The sequence below is a fragment of the Pseudomonas sp. C5pp genome (assembly GCF_000814065.1).
GTDB lineage: Bacteria > Pseudomonadota > Gammaproteobacteria > Pseudomonadales > Pseudomonadaceae > Aquipseudomonas > Aquipseudomonas asiatica.
In genome coordinates this window covers 66044-84670 of record NZ_JWLN01000030.1, presented here as the reverse complement: position 1 = coordinate 84670, position 18627 = coordinate 66044, and the positions used below count along the sequence as shown (strand labels likewise).

Sequence of the window (18627 nt, the reverse complement as noted above, 5' to 3'; positions counted from 1 at the left end):
TTTTTGACTATCAGTCCGTACTCACAAGCACCCACACGAATTGCTTGATTCGATTTGTTAAAGAGCGTTTGGTTAAGAGCGTTTCGTCTCAACCGAGGCGCGCATTCTACGCTTTCCTCATTTGCTGTCAAGCGTTTATTTTGAAGTTTTTTGCGAGAAACTCGTTTAGCTTCAAACACTTGACTCGCTGCGATCTCTCGTAGCGGGAGGCGAATCATACAGCGTTTAGAAGCGCTGTCAACCATCATCTCAACCGCTGGCGATCATTTGATCGTAGCCCTTTCAACTCTTTCTGAACAACCTAACTTGTTGAATTTCAAGAAGTTTGTCGTTCCGATGTCGCTGGAAGTGGGGCGCATTATAAGGGGATTCGAGAGGGCGTCAACCTTTAATTTCAAGAAACTTTAATATCGCTGAAAAGCAAAGCGGGGAGGCCTGTCGGCCTCCCCGCTTCTGCGTCATCCCTTACAAACTAGGGAACGCAAACTGCGAAGCCTCATGGCTGGCCCGCTGCGGCCAGCGCTGGGTAATCGCCTTGCGACGGGTATAGAAGCGCACACCGTCCGGGCCATAGGCATGCAGGTCACCGAACAGCGAGCGCTTCCAGCCACCAAAGCTGTGGTAGGCCACCGGCACCGGCAGCGGTACGTTCACACCGACCATGCCCACTTCGATCTCGTCACAGAAAAGGCGCGCCGCTTCACCGTCACGGGTGAAGATGCAGGTGCCGTTGCCGTACTCATGATCGTTGATCAGTTGCATGGCCTGCTCCAGGCTGTTCACACGCACTACGCACAGCACCGGGCCGAAGATCTCTTCCTTATAGATACGCATCTCTGGGGTCACCTTGTCGAACAGGGTGCCACCGACGAAATAGCCATCCTCATTACCGGCCACACGGAAACCACGACCATCCACCACCAGCTTGGCGCCAGCAGCAACACCTTCGTCGATATAGCCCACTACCTTGTCACGGGCAGCAGCCGTCACCAGCGGGCCCATGTCCAGGCCGCAGGAGGTGCCGGCACCAATCTTCAGGGCCTTGATCTGCGGTTCCAGCTTGGCAATCAGGGCGTCTGCCACCTGGTCACCCACGCACACCGCCACCGAAATGGCCATGCAACGCTCGCCGCACGAACCATAGGCAGCCCCCATCAGTGCGCTCACGGCATTGTCCAGGTCGGCATCCGGCATCAGCACCGCGTGGTTCTTCGCACCACCCAGGGCCTGCACACGCTTGCCGCGCTTGGTGCCTTCAGCGTAAATGTACTCGGCGATCGGAGTCGAACCGACGAAGCTCAGGGCCTTCACTTCCGGCGCTTCGATCAGCGCATCCACCGCTTCCTTGTCGCCGTGCACCACGTTGAGGATGCCCTTCGGCAGGCCGGCTTCCAGCAGCAGCTGGGCGATGAACAGGGTCGAGCTCGGGTCGCGCTCGGAAGGCTTGAGGATGAAGGCGTTGCCGCAGGCGATGGCCAGTGGGTACATCCACAGCGGCACCATGGCCGGGAAGTTGAACGGGGTGATACCGGCAACCACGCCCAGCGGCTGGAAGTCGGACCAGGCATCGATGTTCGGGCCGACGTTGCGGCTGTACTCGCCTTTGAGCACTTCCGGCGCGGCGCAGGCGAACTCGACATTCTCGATGCCACGCTTCAGTTCGCCAGCAGCATCTTCCAGAGTCTTGCCGTGCTCTTCGCTGATCATCTGCGAGATACGCGCTTCGTTCTGCTCCAGCAGTTGCTTGAAGCGGAACATCACCTGGGCGCGCTTGGCCGGTGGGGTGTTACGCCATGCCGGGAAGGCCGCCTTGGCCGAGTCGATCGCTTCCTGCACGGTCGCGCGGCTGGCCAACTCGACCTTGCGCACGGCCTGGCCGGTGGACGGGTTGAAGACATCGGCGGTGCGCTCACCCTTGGTAACCAGTTCGCCGTGGATCAGGTGCTGAACAATGCTCATGCAAAACTCCAGATAAAGAAGGTTGAGGCAGGCCCGCGATCTTCACGCGCCTGGCATCAGAATCGGAAAGATCAGTCGATCAGGTTCAGGGTTTCGCCCACTGCGTCGAACAGGCGGTCCAGCTCCTGCGGCGTGGTGTTGAAGGTTGGGCCGAACTGCAGGGTGTCGCCACCGAAGCGTACATAGAAGCCTTTCTTCCACAGTTTCATCGCCGCTTCGTACGGACGCACGATGGCATCACCGTCGCGGGCAGCGATCTGGATCGCGCCGGCCAGGCCGTAGTTGCGGATATCGACGATGTTCTTGGTGCCCTTCACGCCATGCAGCAGCTTCTCGAAGTGCGGCGCCAGCTCGGCGGCGGCCTGCACCAGGTTTTCCTTCTGCAGCAGGTCCAGCGCGGCGATACCGGCGGCGCAGGCTACCGGGTGGGCCGAGTAGGTGTAGCCGTGCGGGAATTCCACGGCGTACTCCGGGGTCGGCTGGTTCATGAAGGTCTGGTAGATCTCGCTGCTGGCGATAACCGCGCCCATCGGGATGGCGCCGTTGGTCACCTGCTTGGCGATGCACATAAGGTCCGGGGTCACGCCGAAGGCTTCGGAGCCAGTCATCGCGCCCATGCGGCCGAAGCCGGTAATCACTTCGTCGAAGATCAGCAAGATGTTGTGCTGGGTGCAGATTTCACGCAGGCGCTTCAGGTAACCCTTCGGCGGCGGCAGAACACCAGCCGAACCCGCCAGCGGCTCGACGATCACGGCAGCGATGTTGGAGGCGTCGTGCAGCTCGATCAGCTTGAGCATCTCGTCAGCGAGGGCGATACCACCCTCTTCCGGCATGCCTTTGGAGAAGGCGTTGACCGGCAGCACGGTGTGAGGCAGGTGGTCGACATCCAGCAGTTGACCGAACAGCTTGCGGTTACCGTTGACGCCACCGAGGCTGGTGCCGGCGATGTTCACGCCGTGGTAGCCGCGAGCACGGCCGATAATCTTGGTCTTGGTCGCCTGGCCTTTCAGACGCCAGTAGGCACGCACCATCTTCAGCGCGGTGTCGGCACACTCGGAACCGGAGTTGGTATAGAACACATGGTTCAGGTCGCCCGGGGTAAGTTCGGTGATCTTCTCGGCCAGCTGGAACGACAGCGGGTGGCCGAACTGGAAGGCCGGGGAGTAGTCCAGTGTGCCGATCTGGCGAGCCACCGCTTCGGTGATTTCCTTGCGGGTGTGCCCGGCGCCGCAGGTCCACAAACCGGACAGGGCATCGAAGATCTTGCGCCCCTGGTCGTCGAACAGGTAGCTGCCTTCGGCCGCCACGATCAGGCGTGGGTCGCGCTGGAAGTTGCGGTTGGCGGTGTAGGGCATCCAGTGCGCATCCAGCTTGAGCTGGCTGGCGATACCGGCGGGGGCGGTTTCGGGCATGTTCATCGGCGGTTCCTCGGAAGACGATTAGGCAACGATGGATGTTGTTGCAGCTAAATTGGCACGGCGATAAAGTCTGGAAAAGCCAACATTTCTAATCTTCAGACAGGCCCTGACTAAACTAATGAGCCGACGCCCCGATCCACTCGCCCAAGTCAGCGATTTTGACATCCGCCTGCTGAAGATCTACCGCAGTGTCGTCGAGTGCGGCGGCTTCTCGGCCGCCGAAAACGTGCTGGGCATTGGCCGTTCGGCCATCAGCCAGCAGATGAACGACCTCGAGCAACGCCTGGGCCTGCGCCTGTGCCAGCGCGGCCGCGCCGGGTTCTCGCTGACCGAGGAAGGCCGCGAGGTCTACCACTCGGCGCTGCAACTGCTCAGCGCTCTGGAAAGCTTTCGCACCGAGGTCAACGGCCTGCACCAGCATTTGCGTGGCGAGCTGAACATTGGCCTGACCGACAACCTTGTGACCCTGCCACACATGCGCATTACCCATGCCCTGGCCGAACTCAAGGACCGCGGCCCCGATGTGCGCATCCAGATCCGCATGATCGCACCCAGCCAGGTCGAGCACGGCGTGCTCGATGGCAGCCTGCATGTAGGCGTGGTGCCGCAGACCAGCCCGCTGTCGGGCCTCGAGTACCAGCCGCTGTACAGCGAGCGCTCGCTGCTGTACTGCGCAGTCGGCCACCCACTGTTCTATGCCGATGACCAGCAGATCGACGACGACCGCCTCAACAGCCAGGAAGCCATCACCCCCACCTTCCGCCTGCCGGCCGAAATCCAGGCGCATTACCAGGCACTGAATTGCACGGCCAGTGCTTCGGACCGCGAAGGCATGGCGTTTCTCATCCTTACCGGGCGCTACATCGGCTACCTGCCAGACCACTACGCCACGTTCTGGGTGCAGCAAGGCCGCTTGCGTGCCCTCAAGCCCCGGGAACGCTTCTATGACCTGAGTCTCAGCTGGGTAACGCGCAAGGGCCGGCGGCCAAACCTGGTACTGGAAAGCTTCCTCGAAAGCCTGGCTGCGACACGCTGATGCCAGTCTGTGCCGCAAACGCTTGTCACTTCGGCACAGGCAGGTAATCTTGTCCGACAGCCGCAGCCACTGACCCGTACGGAATCGTCCATGACCCTAGAAGTCCCTGCGCATCGCCTCTCCGCCTCGGGCAAGCCCGCGGGCCGCATCCGCCAGAAGAACGAACAGGCCATTATCCAGGCCGCCGAAGACGAGTTTGCCCGCCATGGTTTCAAGGGCACCAGCATGAACACCATCGCCCTCAAGGCGGGGTTGCCCAAGGCCAATCTGCATTACTACTTCACCAACAAGCTGGGCCTGTACATTGCCGTACTCAGCAACATCATCGAGTTGTGGGACAGCACCTTCAACGCCTTGAGCGTCGACGACGACCCGGGCGAAGCCCTGAGCCAGTACATCCGCACCAAGATGGAGTTCTCCCGGCGCAACCCGCAAGCCTCGCGGATTTTCGCCATGGAAGTGATCAGCGGCGGCACCTGCCTGAGCGAATACTTCAGTGCCGACTACCGCGAATGGTTCCGCGGCCGGGCCGCGGTATTCCAGGCCTGGATCGAAGCCGGAAAGATGGACCCGGTCGACCCGGTGCACCTGATCTTCCTGCTGTGGGGCAGCACCCAGCACTACGCCGACTTCGCCACCCAGATCTGCCAGGTGACCGGCCGCAGCCGCCTGACCAAGCAGGACATGGAAGACGCGAGCAACAATCTTATCCACATCATTTTGAAGGGCTGCGGCATAAAGCCGGCTGCCTGATCGTCATTTATGCCTTCTACCTTGCTCGACCTCTGCGAGTATCGCGAGGAAATCCGCAAAAGCCGCTTCATCACCCTGGCCGGGCCGATCAGCAGTGCCGCCGACGCGATGAGTTTCATCGAACGCCACAGCGACCTGGCCGCCACCCACAACTGCTGGGCCTGGAAGCTTGGCGCCCAGTACCGCAGCAGCGATGACGGCGAACCTGGCGGTACCGCGGGGCGGCCAATCCTCGCGGCCATCGAGGCGCAGGACTGCGACCAGGTGGTGGTGCTGGTAATCCGCTGGTACGGCGGCATTCAGCTGGGAACTGGCGGCTTGGCCAGGGCCTACGGCGGCGGCGCCAACAAATGCCTGCAACAGGCACCCAAGCGGCTGCTGGTGCAGCGCAGCGAATTCACCTGCAGTTGCAGTTTCAGCGAACTGGCACTAGTAAAGCTGCGCCTGGCAGAGGTTGACGGCCTGGTCCTGGATGAGCAGTTCACCGCCAATGGCGTGGACCTGTTGATTGCACTCGGTGACGCCCACCTGGCGCCACTGCAGCAGCAGTTGGCCGACTTGAGCCGCGGGCGCATTCTGCTCGAAGCACGCTGAACATTGCCCACAACAACTGTGGGCCGGCCTGTGGATAAGCTTGGGGCACTCGCTTGCAGGCGGCATTATTAAAGGGCTGCAGAGCCTTGATCATATTTTGATCACCATTTGATGACAGCCGCAAACCGTTGATGCTCCTGACGTTATCCCCAGGTCCACAGCCTGCGTAGCCCTGCACAGCCATCTGCGCTTGCACACAATAACTGTGGACCAGCTTGTGGATAACCCGTGCGCCAACAAGCCGAAGGCCACGCCGTACAAGGGCCTGACGCAACTGGTGATTTTTCGTACAGCCCACAACGAGGCGCTCGGCACCACAGTGCATTATCCTCAATATCCTTCTTCGAACCGATCACGGAGCGCATCCAAATGGCTAACGCAAAAACCGCACTCATCATCGGCGCCTCGCGCGGGCTGGGCCTGGGCCTGGTGCAACGCCTGCAGGAAGACGGCTGGACCATCACCGCCACCGTGCGCAACCCGCAGCAGCCCGGCGCCCTGGCGGACGTGCCCGGCGTGCGCATCGAACAGCTGGAAATGAACGACACGGCCCAGCTCGATGGCCTCAAGCAACGCCTGCAAGACCAAGTCTTCGACCTGGTGTTCATCAACGCCGGGGTCATGGGGCCTCTGCCGCAAGACCTGGAGACGGTGCAGAACAAGGACATCGGCGACCTGTTCATGACCAACGCCGTGGCGCCAATCCGCGTGGCCCGCCGCCTGGTCGGCCAGGTACGCGAAGGCAGCGGCGTGCTGGCCTTCATGAGCTCGATCCTGGGCAGCGTGACCATCCCCGACGGCGGCGAAATCTGCCTGTACAAGGCCAGCAAGGCGGCCCTGAACTCGATGATCAACAGCTTCGTCGTCGAGCAACAACGCCCCGACCTTTGCGTACTGGCCATGCACCCGGGCTGGGTGAAAACCGACATGGGCGGTGAAAACGCCGAGATCGACGTGCTGACCAGCACCCGCGGCATGCTTGAACAGATCAAGGCGCAAAGCGGCAACGGCGGCCTGCGCTTCATCAACTACAAGGGCGAACCCTTGGTCTGGTGATTCACCAGGTCGCAGCCTGGCCGTGCGCAATGCCCGGCCAGGCTCTGTAGAATGGCGGCAACCGTACCTGATCGAGATGACCCACCATGTATGACTGGTTGAACGCCCTGCCCAAGGCCGAACTGCACCTGCACCTGGAAGGCTCGCTGGAGCCCGAGCTGCTGTTCGCCCTGGCCGAGCGCAACAAGATCGCCCTGCCCTGGGCCGATGTGGAGACCTTGCGCGGTGCCTATGCCTTCAACAACCTGCAGGAGTTCCTGGACCTGTATTACCAGGGCGCCGACGTGCTGCGCACCGAGCAGGACTTCTACGACCTGACCTGGGCCTACCTGCAACGCTGCAAGGCACAGAACGTGATCCACACCGAACCGTTCTTCGACCCACAAACCCATACCGACCGCGGCATCCCCTTCGAGGTGGTGCTCAACGGCATCAACCAGGCGTTGAAGGACGGTCGCGAACAACTGGGCATCAGCAGTGGCCTGATCCTCAGCTTCCTGCGCCACCTCAGCGAAGATGAAGCACAGAAAACCCTCGACCAGGCCCTGCCATTCCGCGATGCGTTCATCGCCGTTGGCCTGGACAGCTCGGAAATGGGGCACCCACCGAGCAAGTTCCAGCGAGTGTTCGACCGCGCCCGCAGCGAAGGCCTGGTCGCCGTTGCCCATGCCGGCGAGGAAGGCCCGCCCGAGTACATCTGGGAAGCCCTGGACCTGCTGAAGGTCAAGCGTATCGACCACGGTGTGCGCGCCATCGAGGACGAGCGCCTGATGCAGCGCATCATCGACGAGCAGATCCCGCTCACGGTGTGCCCGCTGTCGAACACCAAACTGTGCGTGTTCGACCACATGAGCCAACACAACATCCTCGAGATGCTCGAGCGCGGCGTGAAGGTCACGGTCAACTCTGACGACCCGGCCTACTTCGGCGGCTATGTCACCGAAAACTTCCACGCCCTGTACACCCATCTGGGCATGACCGAAGACCAGGCCCGTCGACTGGCCCAGAACAGCCTGGATGCCCGGCTGGCCTGAATGACCTGACGGCGACATATCTGTGGCGCCGTCAACCTACCTGCAACGTCGGCACGCGGGCAATGCGATTGATCTGCTGGATACCCAACGCAGAAATATGCAATGCCCGCGAGTCCTCGGCCTCGCGCATCCAGCCAGATTGCAGGAACAGCCGGAACAAGGCCTGCCCCAGCACGCCGCCCAGGTGCGGCCCCTGGTCGTTCCACTCGGTGCAGCGGCAGATCACGCAGCCACGTTGCTGGTGCGGCGCCAAGGCATCGATGTAGACCCCGACCAAAGCCAACTGCGTCCGCCCCTCTTCGCTTACCATCAACTGCCGACCACTACCCTCCAGCCAGCCGGCCACCACCAGACGGTGATACAGCTCACCGGCCAGTTCCCCCCCCAAGTGATCGCCACAGCGACGCGCCCTGCGTATCGACATGGGCAGCGGTGATACCGGTGCTTTGGCCCGCTCCCCCCTGGCACTCTCCAACTGGACACTGGCCAGGGCCTCCACCGCTGCCCCGACTTGCGGGGTGGCCAGCCGGAAGTAGCGCTTGCGCCCCCGCGCTTCGTGTCGGAGCAAACCGGCCGACGACAACAACGAAAGATGAGCGCAGGCCGATGACGAGGTCAGGCCTGTCATTACCGCGAGCTCGTTGGCCAGCCGCGGCGTGCCATCGATCAATGCCCACAACATGGCACTGCGCTTGGGGTCGGCCATCAGGCTGGCAATCTGGCTGATACTGCTGGCTGCGTTCATGTCCCTGTAACTCCCTGCAAGTTCACTGTGTGGATGCGATGGCCACCCCTGGCAGGGAAGCGCCTCTCGCTGGCACTGGCCTGGTTCGCCAGTATAAGCCGCAAAAAACGCCATTCAGGCAGCGCCGCGCAGTGGTGCCACAGGCAAAATACCACTGGGTATGCCTACCCATGGCAGGCAGCGGAACAGTGCGTGAAAGCTGCCCGGACCGCGTGGACAAGCAGCCCGGCACACATGGCAGGAGCCCGGAAACGACAGGCGGAAAAAACACCGGATGCAACTTCGGACGCGGCCGACAACCAGTTTCCACAAGTAGCGCAACCCAAAGCGAAGGTTCCACGTGCTTGCGGGCATTGCACCCCAAGCTGGAAAAAACATGTAGAAAACGTTCTTGCCGACCGTCAGTCAGGACACTGATGCAGGTCATGGCGGGCAGAAGGTGCAGCGCTACACTTCATCCGCTCTCCCCCTTTGGAGGTATGCCGCGATGAAAATTGTCGTCAGTGCATCGAGCCGAAACCCCGCTTGCCCCTGGCAGGTCCAGCTCGATCAACACGTGGTCAGTTTCCGCAGCGAGGCCGAGGCGCGTGCCTTCGTCGCCACGCTGGAAACCCGTCTGCAGGCACCTCACCCGCTTATGCGGGAGCCTTGGCCGGCAAGCGTCGGGTCAGCAGCGCGACACTGACCACCAGCGCCCCGCACAGGCTGATCACCAGCGCCATCGGTACCGCACTGCCATCATGCAGCAGCCCGACCAGCGCTGCTGCGCCGGCGGCGACGCTGAACTGCAGGCAGCCCATCAGCGCCGAGGCACTGCCGGCCCGCGTCCCCTGCCCGCTCATGGCACAGGCAGAGGCGTTGGGGATGATGCAGCCGAGGCTGGAGATGCAGACGAACAGCGGTACCAGCAGTGGCCACAGCTGTGTTGGCCGCGTTGCCGCCACGGCCAGCAACACCAGGCCCGCAGCCAGGTACAGCCACACCGCACGCGCCAACAGAAATGCCGGCCCGCGCTTGGCCAGCAAGCGTGCATTCACCTGCGCCACCAGGATGAAGCCGGCGGCATTGGTGCCGAACAACCAGCCGTAATGCTCGGCCGGCACGCCATAGAGCTTGATGAACACGAAAGGCGAACCGGCGATGTAGGCAAACATGCCGGCAATGGCGATACCACCGGTCAGGGCATGGCCGACGAACACCCGGTCAGCGAACAGGCGCAAGTATTGGCGCATGGCGCCAGACAGCGGTTGCCGCGGTATGTGCTCGGGCAGGCTTTCCGGCAGGCCCAGGCTGACCGCCAACAGGCAGCCGGCACTGAACAGGCTCAGGGCGAGGAAGATCGATTGCCAGCCGGCCACGTTCACCAGCACCCCGCCCAGCATCGGTGCCAGGATTGGCGCCAGACCCATGACCAGCATCAGTTGCGAGAACACCTTGGCCGAGGCCACCGGGTCGCACTTGTCACTGACGATGGCCCGCGAAAGCACCATCCCGGCGCAACCGCCCAACGCCTGGACAAACCGCGCCAGCACCAGGGTATCGAGGTCGGGGGCATAGGCACATGCCAGTGACGCCAGGGTGAACAGGGTCACCCCGAACATCAGCGGCTTGCGTCGGCCAAAGCGGTCAGCCACCGGCCCGTAGGCCAGTTGCCCGAAGGACAGGCCAAGGAAGTAGGCGGCCAAGGTGGCCTGGACGTGTTTTTCATCGGTGGCGAACGCCTGCGCCATGGCCGGGAAGGCGGGCAGGTAGAAGTCGATCGCCAAGGGCCCGAACGCACTGAGTGCGCCCAGGATGAGCACCATTCGCAGGTTCATCAGGAATCCATAGCAGGCTAAGCAAGTGCTCGATTCTACCTGCTGTGGCCCCTATCGATGTGAAAACATTTGCAACAATACCGAGCCTGGAGCGCCCCCTGTGGGAGCGGGCGTGCCCGCGAATCAGGCGGCGCGGTGGATGGCACCGGCTACGCCGGTGTTCGCGGGCACGCCCGCTCCCACAGGTCAGTATTCAGGCCGCCTCGACCTGATAACCTTCATCGCGAATGGCCGTGAGGATCCGCTCCTGAGCCAACTCGCTCTGCACCCGTACCTGCCTGGCCGCCAGATCGACCTCCACCTTGGCCGCGGCATCCTGCTCCTGCACTGCCCGGGTCACGGCTTTCACGCAATGGCCACAGGTCATGCCTTGTACATTGAACACTTGCATGGGGGTTACCTCCTTCAGGTTTTCCACAAGTCTCAAGCTTGCCATCGGGGCAAGGTCAAGACTTGCCGACACCAGCCGGGGTGGAAATCCGCGCGCGCGTCGGCCAAGCTGCGCCTTTGATGATCAGGCAAGCAGGAGATTTTTCATGTTCAGGGCAGCATTGGGCGTCGTCGGGCTATTGAGCACGCTGGCTGCAGTGCCACCGGTCAGCGCCGAGGGCAACTCGGACTACAGCGTGCTGATCATTTCCCGCGAGCGTCTGGAAGTGGCCACCAGTTGCGAAATCGGCATCTACCTCAACGACCAGCTCTCCGGGCGCGTGTTTCAGGAGCAGTCCACCTCGTTCAACCTGCCGCCCGGCCCGGTGGACGTGCGCCTGCGCCTGCTGCCCGGGCAAATGCCCGGCTGCGCCCCGGGTGTCGAGGACCAACGCAGCACGCGATTGAACCTGCAGGCGGGCCAGATCAACAAATACCGCATCGCCATGGGGCAATATGGGCTGGAGTTGAAGCGAGCCGGCCTGGGCTATTGACCTTACCTGCGTGGCAAGGTTGATGCTGGAGGCCTGTCCAAGGAGGAGAGCCATGCCCGCATCCACCACATACGACCTGCCGATCTCCGGCATGACCTGCGCCAGTTGTGCCGGCCGGGTCGAACGCGCCCTGCGCAAGGTCACCGGCACTGAACAGGTCAGCGTCAACCTCGCCACCGAACAGGCCCGGGTCCAGGCCCCGGTCAACAGTCTGCCCGCGCTGGTCGAGGCCATACGCGAAGCCGGCTACGGCGTGCCCACCCGCACCGTCGAACTGCAGATTGGCGGCATGACCTGCGCCAGTTGCGTCGGCCGCGTAGAGCGCGCTCTCGGCAAGCTGCCGGGTGTTGAACGGGTCAGCGTCAACCTGGCCAGCGAACGTGCGCACCTCGAAGTGCTCGCGGCCCTCGACGACAACCTGCTGATCGACGCCGTGCAAAAGGCCGGCTATAGCGCCAGCCTGCCGCAAGTCGCCAGGGACGACCAGCATGCCGCCCAACGCCGCCTGCGTAACGAACGCCTGGCGGTCGGCGCAGCATTGCTGCTCGCCCTGCCGCTGGTGGTACCAATGGTGGTGCAGCCGTTTGGCGTGCACTGGATGTTGCCAGCGTGGGTGCAGTTCCTGCTGGCCACACCGGTGCAGTTCATTCTCGGCGCGCGGTTCTACATGGCCGCCTGGAAGGCCGTGCGCGCAGGTACCGGCAACATGGACCTGCTGGTAGCCCTGGGTACCAGCGCCGGCTACGGCTTGAGCCTGTACCAGTGGGCGCAAGCCCCCGCCGGCATGGCCCCTCACCTGTACTTCGAAGCTTCGGCCGTGGTGATTGCCCTGGTGCTGCTGGGCAAGTACCTGGAAAGCCGTGCCAAGCGCCAGACCGCCAGCGCCATCCGTGCCCTCGAGGCCCTGCGCCCGGAACGGGCCGTGCGTCTGGTCGATGGCCGGGAAGAAGACGTGGCCATTGCCCAACTGCGCCTCGGCGACCTGGTACTGGTCAAACCCGGCGAGCGCTTCCCGGTCGATGGCGTGGTGGAAGACGGCAGCAGCCATGCCGATGAAGCCCTGATCAGCGGCGAGAGCCTGCCGGTGCCCAAGCAGCCCGGCGACAGCGTCACCGGTGGCGCCATCAACGGCGAAGGCCGGCTGCTGGTACGCACCAAGGCACTGGGTACCGAAACCGTGCTGGCACGCATCATCCGCCTGGTGGAAGACGCCCAGGCGGCCAAGGCACCGATCCAGAAGCTGGTCGACCGGGTCAGCCAGGTATTCGTCCCGGCCGTGCTGGTACTGGCGCTGATCACCCTGGTCGGTTGGTGGCTGGCCGGCGCGCCGCTGGAAACCGCGCTGATCAATGCCGTCGCGGTACTGGTCATCGCCTGCCCCTGCGCCCTCGGCCTGGCCACACCCGCAGCAATCATGGCCGGCACCGGGGTCGCCGCCCGCCATGGCATCCTGATCAAGGACGCCGAAGCCCTGGAGCGCGCCCATGCGGTCAACCGCGTGGTGTTCGACAAGACCGGCACCCTCACCTCCGGCAGCCCACGCGTTGTCCACAGCCAGGCGCAGGTGGGCAGCAGCGCCGACCTGCACCGCCTGGCCGGTGCCCTGCAGCGCGGCAGCGAACACCCGCTGGCCAAGGCGGTACTGGATGCCTGTGCCGAACAGGGCCTGGACGTGCCTGGCGTTGCTGACAGCCAGTCGCTGACCGGGCGTGGTATTGCCGGGCGCGTGGAAGGCCGCGAGCTGGCCCTGGGCAACCGCCGCCTGCTCGATGAAAGCGCCCTGCCACCCGGCGACCTGGCCGCCAAGGCCCAGGCCTGGGAAGCCGAGGGGCGCACCCTGTCATGGCTTGTCGAACGCGGCGCGCAACCGCGTGTGCTGGGCCTGTTCGCCTTTGGTGACAGCCTCAAGCCCGGCGCCGCGCAGGCAATCGATACCCTGCATGCGCAACACATCAGCAGCCACCTGCTGACCGGCGACAACCGCGGCAGCGCCAAAGTGGTGGCCGATGCCCTGGGCATCGACGACGTGCATGCCGAAGTGCTGCCGGCCGACAAGGCCGCGACCGTGGCCGCGCTCAAGCAGGATGGCGTGGTCGCCATGGTCGGTGATGGCATCAATGATGCGCCGGCGCTGGCCGCCGCCGATATCGGCATTGCCATGGGGGGCGGTACCGACGTGGCCATGCAGGCCGCCGGCATCACCCTGATGCGCGGCGACCCACGCCTGGTACCGGCCGCACTGGAGATCAGCCGCAAGACCTATGCGAAGATCCGCCAGAACCTGTTCTGGGCGTTCATCTATAACCTGATCGGCATCCCGCTGGCCGCGCTGGGTTACCTTAACCCGGTACTGGCCGGCGCCGCCATGGCCCTGTCCAGCGTCAGCGTGGTGAGCAACGCGCTGTGGCTCAAGGCGTGGAAACCCACCAGCAACACCCAGGAGGCCCCATGAACATAGGCCAGGCCGCCCGCCGCAGCGGGCTCAGCACCAAGATGATCCGTTACTACGAGTCCATCGGCCTGCTCAAACCCGCCACGCGCAGTGACAGCGGCTACCGCCTTTACCAGGCGGACGACTTGCACAGCCTGGCCTTCATCAAGCGCTCCCGCGACCTGGGCTTTTCCCTCGAGGAGGTCGGCAAGCTGTTGACCTTGTGGCAGGACCGCCAGCGTGCCAGCGCCGATGTGAAAGCGCTGGCCATGCAGCACATCGATGAGCTGAACCGGCGCATCGAAGAGCTGGTGAGCCTGCGCGACACCCTTGGCGAACTGGTATCGCACTGCCAGGGAGACGAGCGCCCGGACTGCCCGATCCTCAAGGATCTGGCCAATGGCACTGCTGGTGGCTGCTGTCACTGAGCCACCCGCAACGCTTTTGGTATGCCATATACGTCCAAACACGACCGAATAGTCACCAACTGCGACTTTATCCAATAAATACGGGCGTTTTCCTACATTAAACCCGGATGCTGCCGATGCAATTGTTACCTGCCTCGTGTGTCGAAAATAACAAATCCGGGAGCGTCGATGAGCATCAAACAGAAACTGACCTGGGCATTCGCGGTCATCGCCGGCTTGCCCATCGTCCTAGTGGCCACCCTTGTGGTCCTCAACCTGCGTGGCGAAGCCCGCGACGGATTCCTCGATGGCAGCAGCCGGGAAATCCGCCAGGTCAGCAACGCGATGAACATCTTCTTCCAGGGCATCAACCAGAACGTCGAGTACCTGGCTGCGCAGCCGATGGTCGCCGCCACGGGTAGCGAACTGAACAAGTACATGAGCGCAGCCCCGTCCTATGAACTGGGCGAACAGGCCAGCAAGCTGCTGGAGTTCATGACCCGCCTGGCCACCACGCATCCCAGCTACGCGTACCTGTCCTACGGGGTAAATGACGGTGGCTATGTCGGCTGGCCGGCCGGGCAGAAGTTCGTCAATTACGACCCGCGCACCCGCCCCTGGTACCAATTGGCCATGGCCAACCCTGGCAAAACCTTGCGTACCGGCGCCTACTACTGGGCTGCCGACGACGCCGTGCTGGTCAGCACCGTGCGCACCGTCGCCAACCAACTGGGCAACCCTGGTGGCGTGGTCAACGTCGACGTCTCGCTCAAAGGCCTCACCGAGATCGTCCAGCAGATCAAGCTGGGCGAAAGCGGCTACGTGCTACTGGTGGAAAACAACGGCAACGTATTGGTCGACCCTCGTGACGCCAAGCATAACTTCAAGCAACTGGCGAGCTTTGGCGACGGGTACGCCGAGCTGGCCAAGCACGGCAAGGGGCTGGCCGAAGTGGAGCTGAATGGCGTGCGCTACATGGCCAACATCTACCCGGACGAACAGCTTGGCTGGACCCTGATCGGCCTGATCGAACAAAGCGAAGTGATGCAGACCACCACCCGCCTGACCTGGCTGATCGGCGTGGTGGCCCTGGTACTGGCCGCGCTGTTCGCCGTGGTCGGTGCCACCTTCGCCAAGCTGATCGTACGCCCGATCAACAGCGTCACCAGCGGCCTGGAAGATATCGCCCAGGGCGAGGGCGACCTGACCCGCAACCTGGAGATCCGTGGCCGCGACGAAACCGCACAACTGGCCAGCTGGTTCAACCAGTTCCTCGGTGCCATTCGCAGCCTGATCCAGCACATCGGTGCTGCCGCCAGCAAGATCCTCAGCACCTCCAGCAGCTCGACCCGCGTTTCCAGCGACATGGCCGAAGCAGCAGGCCGCCAGCGCGAAGCGGTGGACATGGTCTCTACAGCCTTCCACGAAATGGTCGCCACCGCCAACGAAGTGGCACGTTCCTGCAGCCAGGCGGCACAGTCGGCCGACAGCGGCCAGCAACAGGCCCGCGAAGGCCAGCAGCAGATCGATGCCGCGGTACATAGCGTTGACCGCCTGAGCCAGGAAATCGAGCAGTCGGCGCAGTCGATCCAGCAACTGGAGCGTGACAGCAACGCCATCCAGTCGATCCTCGGCACCATTCGCTCGATTGCCGAGCAGACCAACCTGCTGGCGCTCAACGCCGCCATCGAAGCGGCCCGTGCCGGCGAGCAGGGCCGCGGCTTTGCCGTGGTTGCCGACGAAGTGCGGGCGCTGGCCAAGCGCACTGCCGACTCCACCGCCGAGATCGACGGCCTGCTGGGCAACCTGGCCAGCCGCACTGCCGAAGTGGCCGCACAGATGCACGCCAGCCTGGAGGTTTCGCAGCAGTCGGTGAGCCGCATCGGCCTGGCCCGTGACAGCTTCGGGCAGATCCGCGAGTCGGTGGATGTGATCCGCGACATGAACACCCAGATTGCCACGGCGGCCGAAGAGCAGCACCAGGTGGCCGAAGACATCAACCGGCACATCAGCCAGATTCACGGCGATGCGCAGCTGGTGGCCGAACTGGCCCAGGCGGCGCGGATGGATTCGGAGAGCCTGGCCGGTTTGTCCAATGAGCTGGATGCACTGGTGCGCAGGTTCCGTACCTGATGTGTTGCCTGCGCTGGCCTCTTCGCGGGTGAACCCGCTCCCACAGGGATCACCGCAGCTTTGCAAGCTGTGCAGTACCTGTGGGAGCGGGCGTGCCCGCGAAGTGGCCGGCACAGGCGACCAATCACTAAAGCCTCAATTCTCCCGGCGTCGCGCCGAACAATTGCTTGAATGCCGCAATGTAAGCCGAGGTGGAGTCATACCCACACCCCAACGCCGCCTCGGTCACACTCTCCCCGGCCTCCAGCAGCGCCAGCGACGATAACAGCCGCATACGCTGCCGCCAGTTGCGAAAACTCAAGCCCGTCTCCCGCTGGAACAGCCGCATCAGCGTCTTCTCCGAGCAACCCAACTCTCGCGCCCACTGCTGCAAGGTCTGCGACTGGTCCGGTGCAGCGATCAGACCATTGCACAGCGCCAGCAACCCCGGGTGCCGTGGCAGTGGCAACGAAAAGCCGACTTCGGGCAGCATGCGCAACTGGTCGAGCAGCACCGCCACCAGCCGCGCCTCGGCACTGTCACCCTCCGGGTAGTCTGCCGGGAACAGGCAGAACTGCTTGATAAGTTCGCGCGCCAACGGGGTCACTTCCAGTACCCGGCATTGCTCCGGGGCCCACGGGCAGGCATCCCGGCGCACGTAAAGGCTGCGCATTTCGGCCTGCATAGAGGTGACCACTTCGTGTTCGGCATCGGCTGGTATCCACACGCCCCACTGGGGCGGGGCGAAGTAGCTGCCTTCCTGGGTATACACCCCGAGGACGCCGCTGATGGCATAGGAAAACTGCACCCAGTCGTGCTGGTGGCGGGTGGTCCAGGAGCCGGCGCCAAGACTTTCGGCTCGTGCATAGAGCGGCCTGGGCAGGTGGTCCAGCGCCGGAATGGGGCGGGGGTGTCCGATGATGGGCATGGTGGTTTCTTTTAGTTCTGACCAGACAAGCCTAACAGCTCAGCGCTCGACGATGACGGTCACCCCCTGCCCACCCGCAGCGCAGATCGATATCAACCCCCGCCCCTTCCCCGACCTCGCCAGCAGCTTGGCCAGGTTGGCCAATATCCGCCCCCCGGTCGCGGCAAACGGGTGCCCGGCCGCCAGCGAACTGCCCTTGACGTTGAGCTTGCTGCGGTCAATCGCCCCGAGCGGCGCATCCAGCCCCAGCCGTTCGCGGCAATAATCGGCATCTTCCCAGGCCTTGAGCGTACACAGCACCTGGGCAGCAAAGGCTTCGTGAATCTCGTAATAGTCAAAGTCCTGCAGCGTCAGGCCATTGCGCGCCAGCAGCCGCGGCACCGCATACACCGGCGCCATCAACAGCCCTTCGCGACCAGTAACGAAATCCACCGCAGCGGTTTCACCATCGACCAGATAGGCCAGCACCGACAGCCCCTGCTGCTCGGCCCATTCCTCGCTGCCCAGCAACACCAGCGAAGCACCATCGGTCAGCGGTGTGGAGTTGCCCGCCGTCAGCGTGCCCTGCCCGCTGCGGTCGAAGGCTGGCTTGAGCTTGGCCAATTGTTCCAGGGTCAGGTCGGGGCGCAGGTTGTTATCACGGGTCAACGACAGAAACGGCGTCAGCAGGTCATCCTGCCACCCTTCGGCGTACGCGGTAGCCAGCGCCTGGTGGCTCAGCAGCGCCAGCTCGTCCTGCTCGGCACGGCCAATGCGCCAGGCCTGGGCCATGCGTTCGCAATGCTCGCCCATAGACAAACCGGTGCGCGGCTCACCGTTGCGCGGTAATTCGGGTTTCAGGTGGTGAGGACGCAGCTTGAGAAATGGCTTGAGCCGCTCGCCCAGGCTCTTGCCACGGTTGGCCTGCAACAGGATGTGGCGCAGGCCTTCGTTGACCGCAATCGGCGCATCGGAGGTGGTGTCCACACCGCCGGCTATGCCGCAGTCGATCTGCCCCAGGGCAATCTTGTTGGCCACCAGCAGTGCCGCCTCTAGCCCCGTCCCGCAGGCTTGCTGGATGTCATAGGCTGGCGTCAGCGGCGACAGGCGCGAACCCAGCACGCACTCACGTGTCAGGTTCATGTCTCGCGAGTGCTTGAGCACAGCGCCAGCCACCACCTCCCCCATGCGCAACCCATGCAGGCGGTAGCGTTCGATCAGCCCTTCGAGGGCGACGGTTAGCATCGCCTGGTTGCTGGCCGTGGCGTAGGCGCCATTGGAACGGGCGAAGGGAATTCGGTTGCCGCCCAGGATCGCGACCCGGCGAAGTGAACGCATGCGCTTGTTCCTCCTGAAACAATTTGATCCGTACAGCCTAGGTGTTTTTACCGCATTCGAACGACCTTGCCACAAAGTTGGTCCACACTTTCAAGCT

The 18627-nt window shown here is 63.4% G+C and carries 18 protein-coding genes and 1 pseudogene; 11 read left to right on the top strand and 8 right to left on the bottom strand.

The window, feature by feature from the left end:
- The 3 genes from RR51_RS31620 to RR51_RS21980 all read right to left on the bottom strand — a co-directional run.
- The coding region (locus tag RR51_RS31620; RefSeq protein ID WP_236693290.1) for a hypothetical protein at positions 1 to 248 on the bottom strand (248 nt) is incomplete at its 3' end.
- Positions 249 to 465: 217 nt separating this feature from the next.
- Positions 466 to 1959: a CoA-acylating methylmalonate-semialdehyde dehydrogenase gene (locus tag RR51_RS21985; RefSeq protein ID WP_039614667.1), complete on the bottom strand. Its 1494-nt coding sequence runs from the start codon at positions 1957 to 1959 to the stop codon at positions 466 to 468.
- Positions 1960 to 2030: 71 nt separating this feature from the next.
- Positions 2031 to 3377 carry an aspartate aminotransferase family protein gene (locus RR51_RS21980; protein ID WP_013970744.1) on the bottom strand — a complete coding sequence of 449 codons (1347 nt, stop codon included), beginning with the start codon at positions 3375 to 3377 and terminating at the stop codon, positions 2031 to 2033.
- Positions 3378 to 3495: 118 nt separating this feature from the next.
- Here RR51_RS21980 and RR51_RS21975 point away from each other — a divergent pair, with 118 nt between their 5' ends.
- The 5 genes from RR51_RS21975 (at position 3496) to RR51_RS21955 (ending at position 7850) form a co-directional block, all read left to right on the top strand.
- The gene (locus RR51_RS21975) at positions 3496 to 4413 is read left to right on the top strand and encodes a LysR family transcriptional regulator (protein ID WP_013970743.1); all 918 of its coding nucleotides are present in this window, start codon (positions 3496 to 3498) and stop codon (positions 4411 to 4413) included.
- A 90-nt stretch (positions 4414 to 4503) separates the two neighbouring features.
- Positions 4504 to 5166 (top strand): TetR/AcrR family transcriptional regulator, encoded by a 663-nt coding sequence (locus RR51_RS21970; RefSeq protein ID WP_003257076.1) that lies wholly within the window; start codon positions 4504 to 4506, stop codon positions 5164 to 5166.
- Positions 5167 to 5175: 9 nt separating this feature from the next.
- Positions 5176 to 5760, top strand: a complete 585-nt coding sequence (locus RR51_RS21965; protein ID WP_016484768.1) for an IMPACT family protein — start codon at positions 5176 to 5178, stop codon at positions 5758 to 5760.
- 369 nt (positions 5761 to 6129) lie between these two features.
- Complete coding sequence (locus tag RR51_RS21960) at positions 6130 to 6816, top strand: SDR family oxidoreductase (protein ID WP_013970741.1); 687 nt, start codon at positions 6130 to 6132, stop codon at positions 6814 to 6816.
- An 86-nt stretch (positions 6817 to 6902) separates the two neighbouring features.
- Positions 6903 to 7850, top strand: a complete 948-nt coding sequence (locus tag RR51_RS21955; protein WP_013970740.1) for an adenosine deaminase — start codon at positions 6903 to 6905, stop codon at positions 7848 to 7850.
- Positions 7851 to 7881: 31 nt separating this feature from the next.
- Here the strand turns inward: RR51_RS21955 and RR51_RS21950 are convergent, their stop codons facing one another.
- Positions 7882 to 8595, bottom strand: a complete 714-nt coding sequence (locus tag RR51_RS21950; RefSeq protein ID WP_013970739.1) for an ArsR/SmtB family transcription factor — start codon at positions 8593 to 8595, stop codon at positions 7882 to 7884.
- Between the two features lie 487 nt (positions 8596 to 9082).
- On the opposite strand from RR51_RS21950, the gene RR51_RS31615 reads away from it, so the two are divergent.
- Complete coding sequence (locus RR51_RS31615; RefSeq protein ID WP_075044510.1) at positions 9083 to 9280, top strand: hypothetical protein; 198 nt, start codon at positions 9083 to 9085, stop codon at positions 9278 to 9280.
- On the opposite strand, the gene RR51_RS21945 is transcribed toward RR51_RS31615, so the two are convergent.
- Together RR51_RS21945 and RR51_RS21940 are read right to left on the bottom strand one after the other, a co-directional pair.
- The gene (locus RR51_RS21945) at positions 9231 to 10412 is read right to left on the bottom strand and encodes a multidrug effflux MFS transporter (protein ID WP_039614666.1); all 1182 of its coding nucleotides are present in this window, start codon (positions 10410 to 10412) and stop codon (positions 9231 to 9233) included. The genes RR51_RS31615 and RR51_RS21945 overlap by 50 nt on opposite strands.
- Positions 10413 to 10605: 193 nt before the next feature.
- Entirely contained in the window at positions 10606 to 10803 is a 198-nt protein-coding gene (locus RR51_RS21940) for a heavy-metal-associated domain-containing protein (protein ID WP_003257072.1), read from the bottom strand.
- 145 nt (positions 10804 to 10948) lie between these two features.
- Between RR51_RS21940 and RR51_RS21935 the strand changes: the two genes are divergently transcribed.
- The 5 genes and pseudogenes from RR51_RS21935 (at position 10949) to RR51_RS32010 (ending at position 16306) form a co-directional block, all read left to right on the top strand.
- Positions 10949 to 11335 carry a hypothetical protein gene (locus tag RR51_RS21935; RefSeq protein WP_039614665.1) on the top strand — a complete coding sequence of 129 codons (387 nt, stop codon included), beginning with the start codon at positions 10949 to 10951 and terminating at the stop codon, positions 11333 to 11335.
- Between the two features lie 52 nt (positions 11336 to 11387).
- The gene (locus RR51_RS21930; RefSeq protein WP_039614664.1) at positions 11388 to 13787 is read left to right on the top strand and encodes a heavy metal translocating P-type ATPase; all 2400 of its coding nucleotides are present in this window, start codon (positions 11388 to 11390) and stop codon (positions 13785 to 13787) included.
- Positions 13784 to 14194, top strand: coding sequence for a Cu(I)-responsive transcriptional regulator (cueR, locus tag RR51_RS21925; RefSeq protein WP_039614663.1), 411 nt, complete (start codon positions 13784 to 13786; stop codon positions 14192 to 14194). Before RR51_RS21930 ends, cueR begins: the two co-directional genes overlap by 4 nt.
- 168 nt (positions 14195 to 14362) lie before the next feature.
- Positions 14363 to 15448: pseudogene (locus tag RR51_RS32015) on the top strand (HAMP domain-containing protein); the annotation flags it as partial.
- 90 nt (positions 15449 to 15538) lie between these two features.
- Entirely contained in the window at positions 15539 to 16306 is a 768-nt protein-coding gene (locus RR51_RS32010) for a methyl-accepting chemotaxis protein (RefSeq protein ID WP_371033815.1), read from the top strand.
- 127 nt (positions 16307 to 16433) lie between these two features.
- Here RR51_RS32010 and RR51_RS21915 read toward each other — a convergent pair whose 3' ends face one another.
- Together RR51_RS21915 and RR51_RS21910 are read right to left on the bottom strand one after the other, a co-directional pair.
- The gene (locus RR51_RS21915) at positions 16434 to 17213 is read right to left on the bottom strand and encodes an AraC family transcriptional regulator (RefSeq protein ID WP_039614661.1); all 780 of its coding nucleotides are present in this window, start codon (positions 17211 to 17213) and stop codon (positions 16434 to 16436) included.
- Between the two features lie 39 nt (positions 17214 to 17252).
- The gene (locus RR51_RS21910; protein ID WP_039614660.1) at positions 17253 to 18530 is read right to left on the bottom strand and encodes an acetyl-CoA C-acetyltransferase; all 1278 of its coding nucleotides are present in this window, start codon (positions 18528 to 18530) and stop codon (positions 17253 to 17255) included.
- Positions 18531 to 18627 lie beyond the last annotated feature (97 nt).

Bases quoted from the DNA above. Each gene is read 5' to 3' on its own strand.
- RR51_RS21985 (WP_039614667.1), bottom strand. From the start codon at position 1,959: ATGAGCATTGTTCAGCACCTGATCCACGGCGAACTGGTTACCAAGGGT.
- RR51_RS21980 (WP_013970744.1), bottom strand. From the start codon at position 3,377: ATGAACATGCCCGAAACCGCCCCCGCCGGTATCGCCAGCCAGCTCAAG.
- RR51_RS21975 (WP_013970743.1), top strand. From the start codon at position 3,496: ATGAGCCGACGCCCCGATCCACTCGCCCAAGTCAGCGATTTTGACATC.
- RR51_RS21970 (WP_003257076.1), top strand. From the start codon at position 4,504: ATGACCCTAGAAGTCCCTGCGCATCGCCTCTCCGCCTCGGGCAAGCCC.
- RR51_RS21965 (WP_016484768.1), top strand. From the start codon at position 5,176: ATGCCTTCTACCTTGCTCGACCTCTGCGAGTATCGCGAGGAAATCCGC.
- RR51_RS21960 (WP_013970741.1), top strand. From the start codon at position 6,130: ATGGCTAACGCAAAAACCGCACTCATCATCGGCGCCTCGCGCGGGCTG.
- RR51_RS21955 (WP_013970740.1), top strand. From the start codon at position 6,903: ATGTATGACTGGTTGAACGCCCTGCCCAAGGCCGAACTGCACCTGCAC.
- RR51_RS21950 (WP_013970739.1), bottom strand. From the start codon at position 8,595: ATGAACGCAGCCAGCAGTATCAGCCAGATTGCCAGCCTGATGGCCGAC.
- RR51_RS31615 (WP_075044510.1), top strand. From the start codon at position 9,083: ATGAAAATTGTCGTCAGTGCATCGAGCCGAAACCCCGCTTGCCCCTGG.
- RR51_RS21945 (WP_039614666.1), bottom strand. From the start codon at position 10,412: ATGAACCTGCGAATGGTGCTCATCCTGGGCGCACTCAGTGCGTTCGGG.
- RR51_RS21940 (WP_003257072.1), bottom strand. From the start codon at position 10,803: ATGCAAGTGTTCAATGTACAAGGCATGACCTGTGGCCATTGCGTGAAA.
- RR51_RS21935 (WP_039614665.1), top strand. From the start codon at position 10,949: ATGTTCAGGGCAGCATTGGGCGTCGTCGGGCTATTGAGCACGCTGGCT.
- RR51_RS21930 (WP_039614664.1), top strand. From the start codon at position 11,388: ATGCCCGCATCCACCACATACGACCTGCCGATCTCCGGCATGACCTGC.
- cueR (WP_039614663.1), top strand. From the start codon at position 13,784: ATGAACATAGGCCAGGCCGCCCGCCGCAGCGGGCTCAGCACCAAGATG.
- RR51_RS32010 (WP_371033815.1), top strand. From the start codon at position 15,539: ATGGCCGAAGCAGCAGGCCGCCAGCGCGAAGCGGTGGACATGGTCTCT.
- RR51_RS21915 (WP_039614661.1), bottom strand. From the start codon at position 17,213: ATGCCCATCATCGGACACCCCCGCCCCATTCCGGCGCTGGACCACCTG.
- RR51_RS21910 (WP_039614660.1), bottom strand. From the start codon at position 18,530: ATGCGTTCACTTCGCCGGGTCGCGATCCTGGGCGGCAACCGAATTCCC.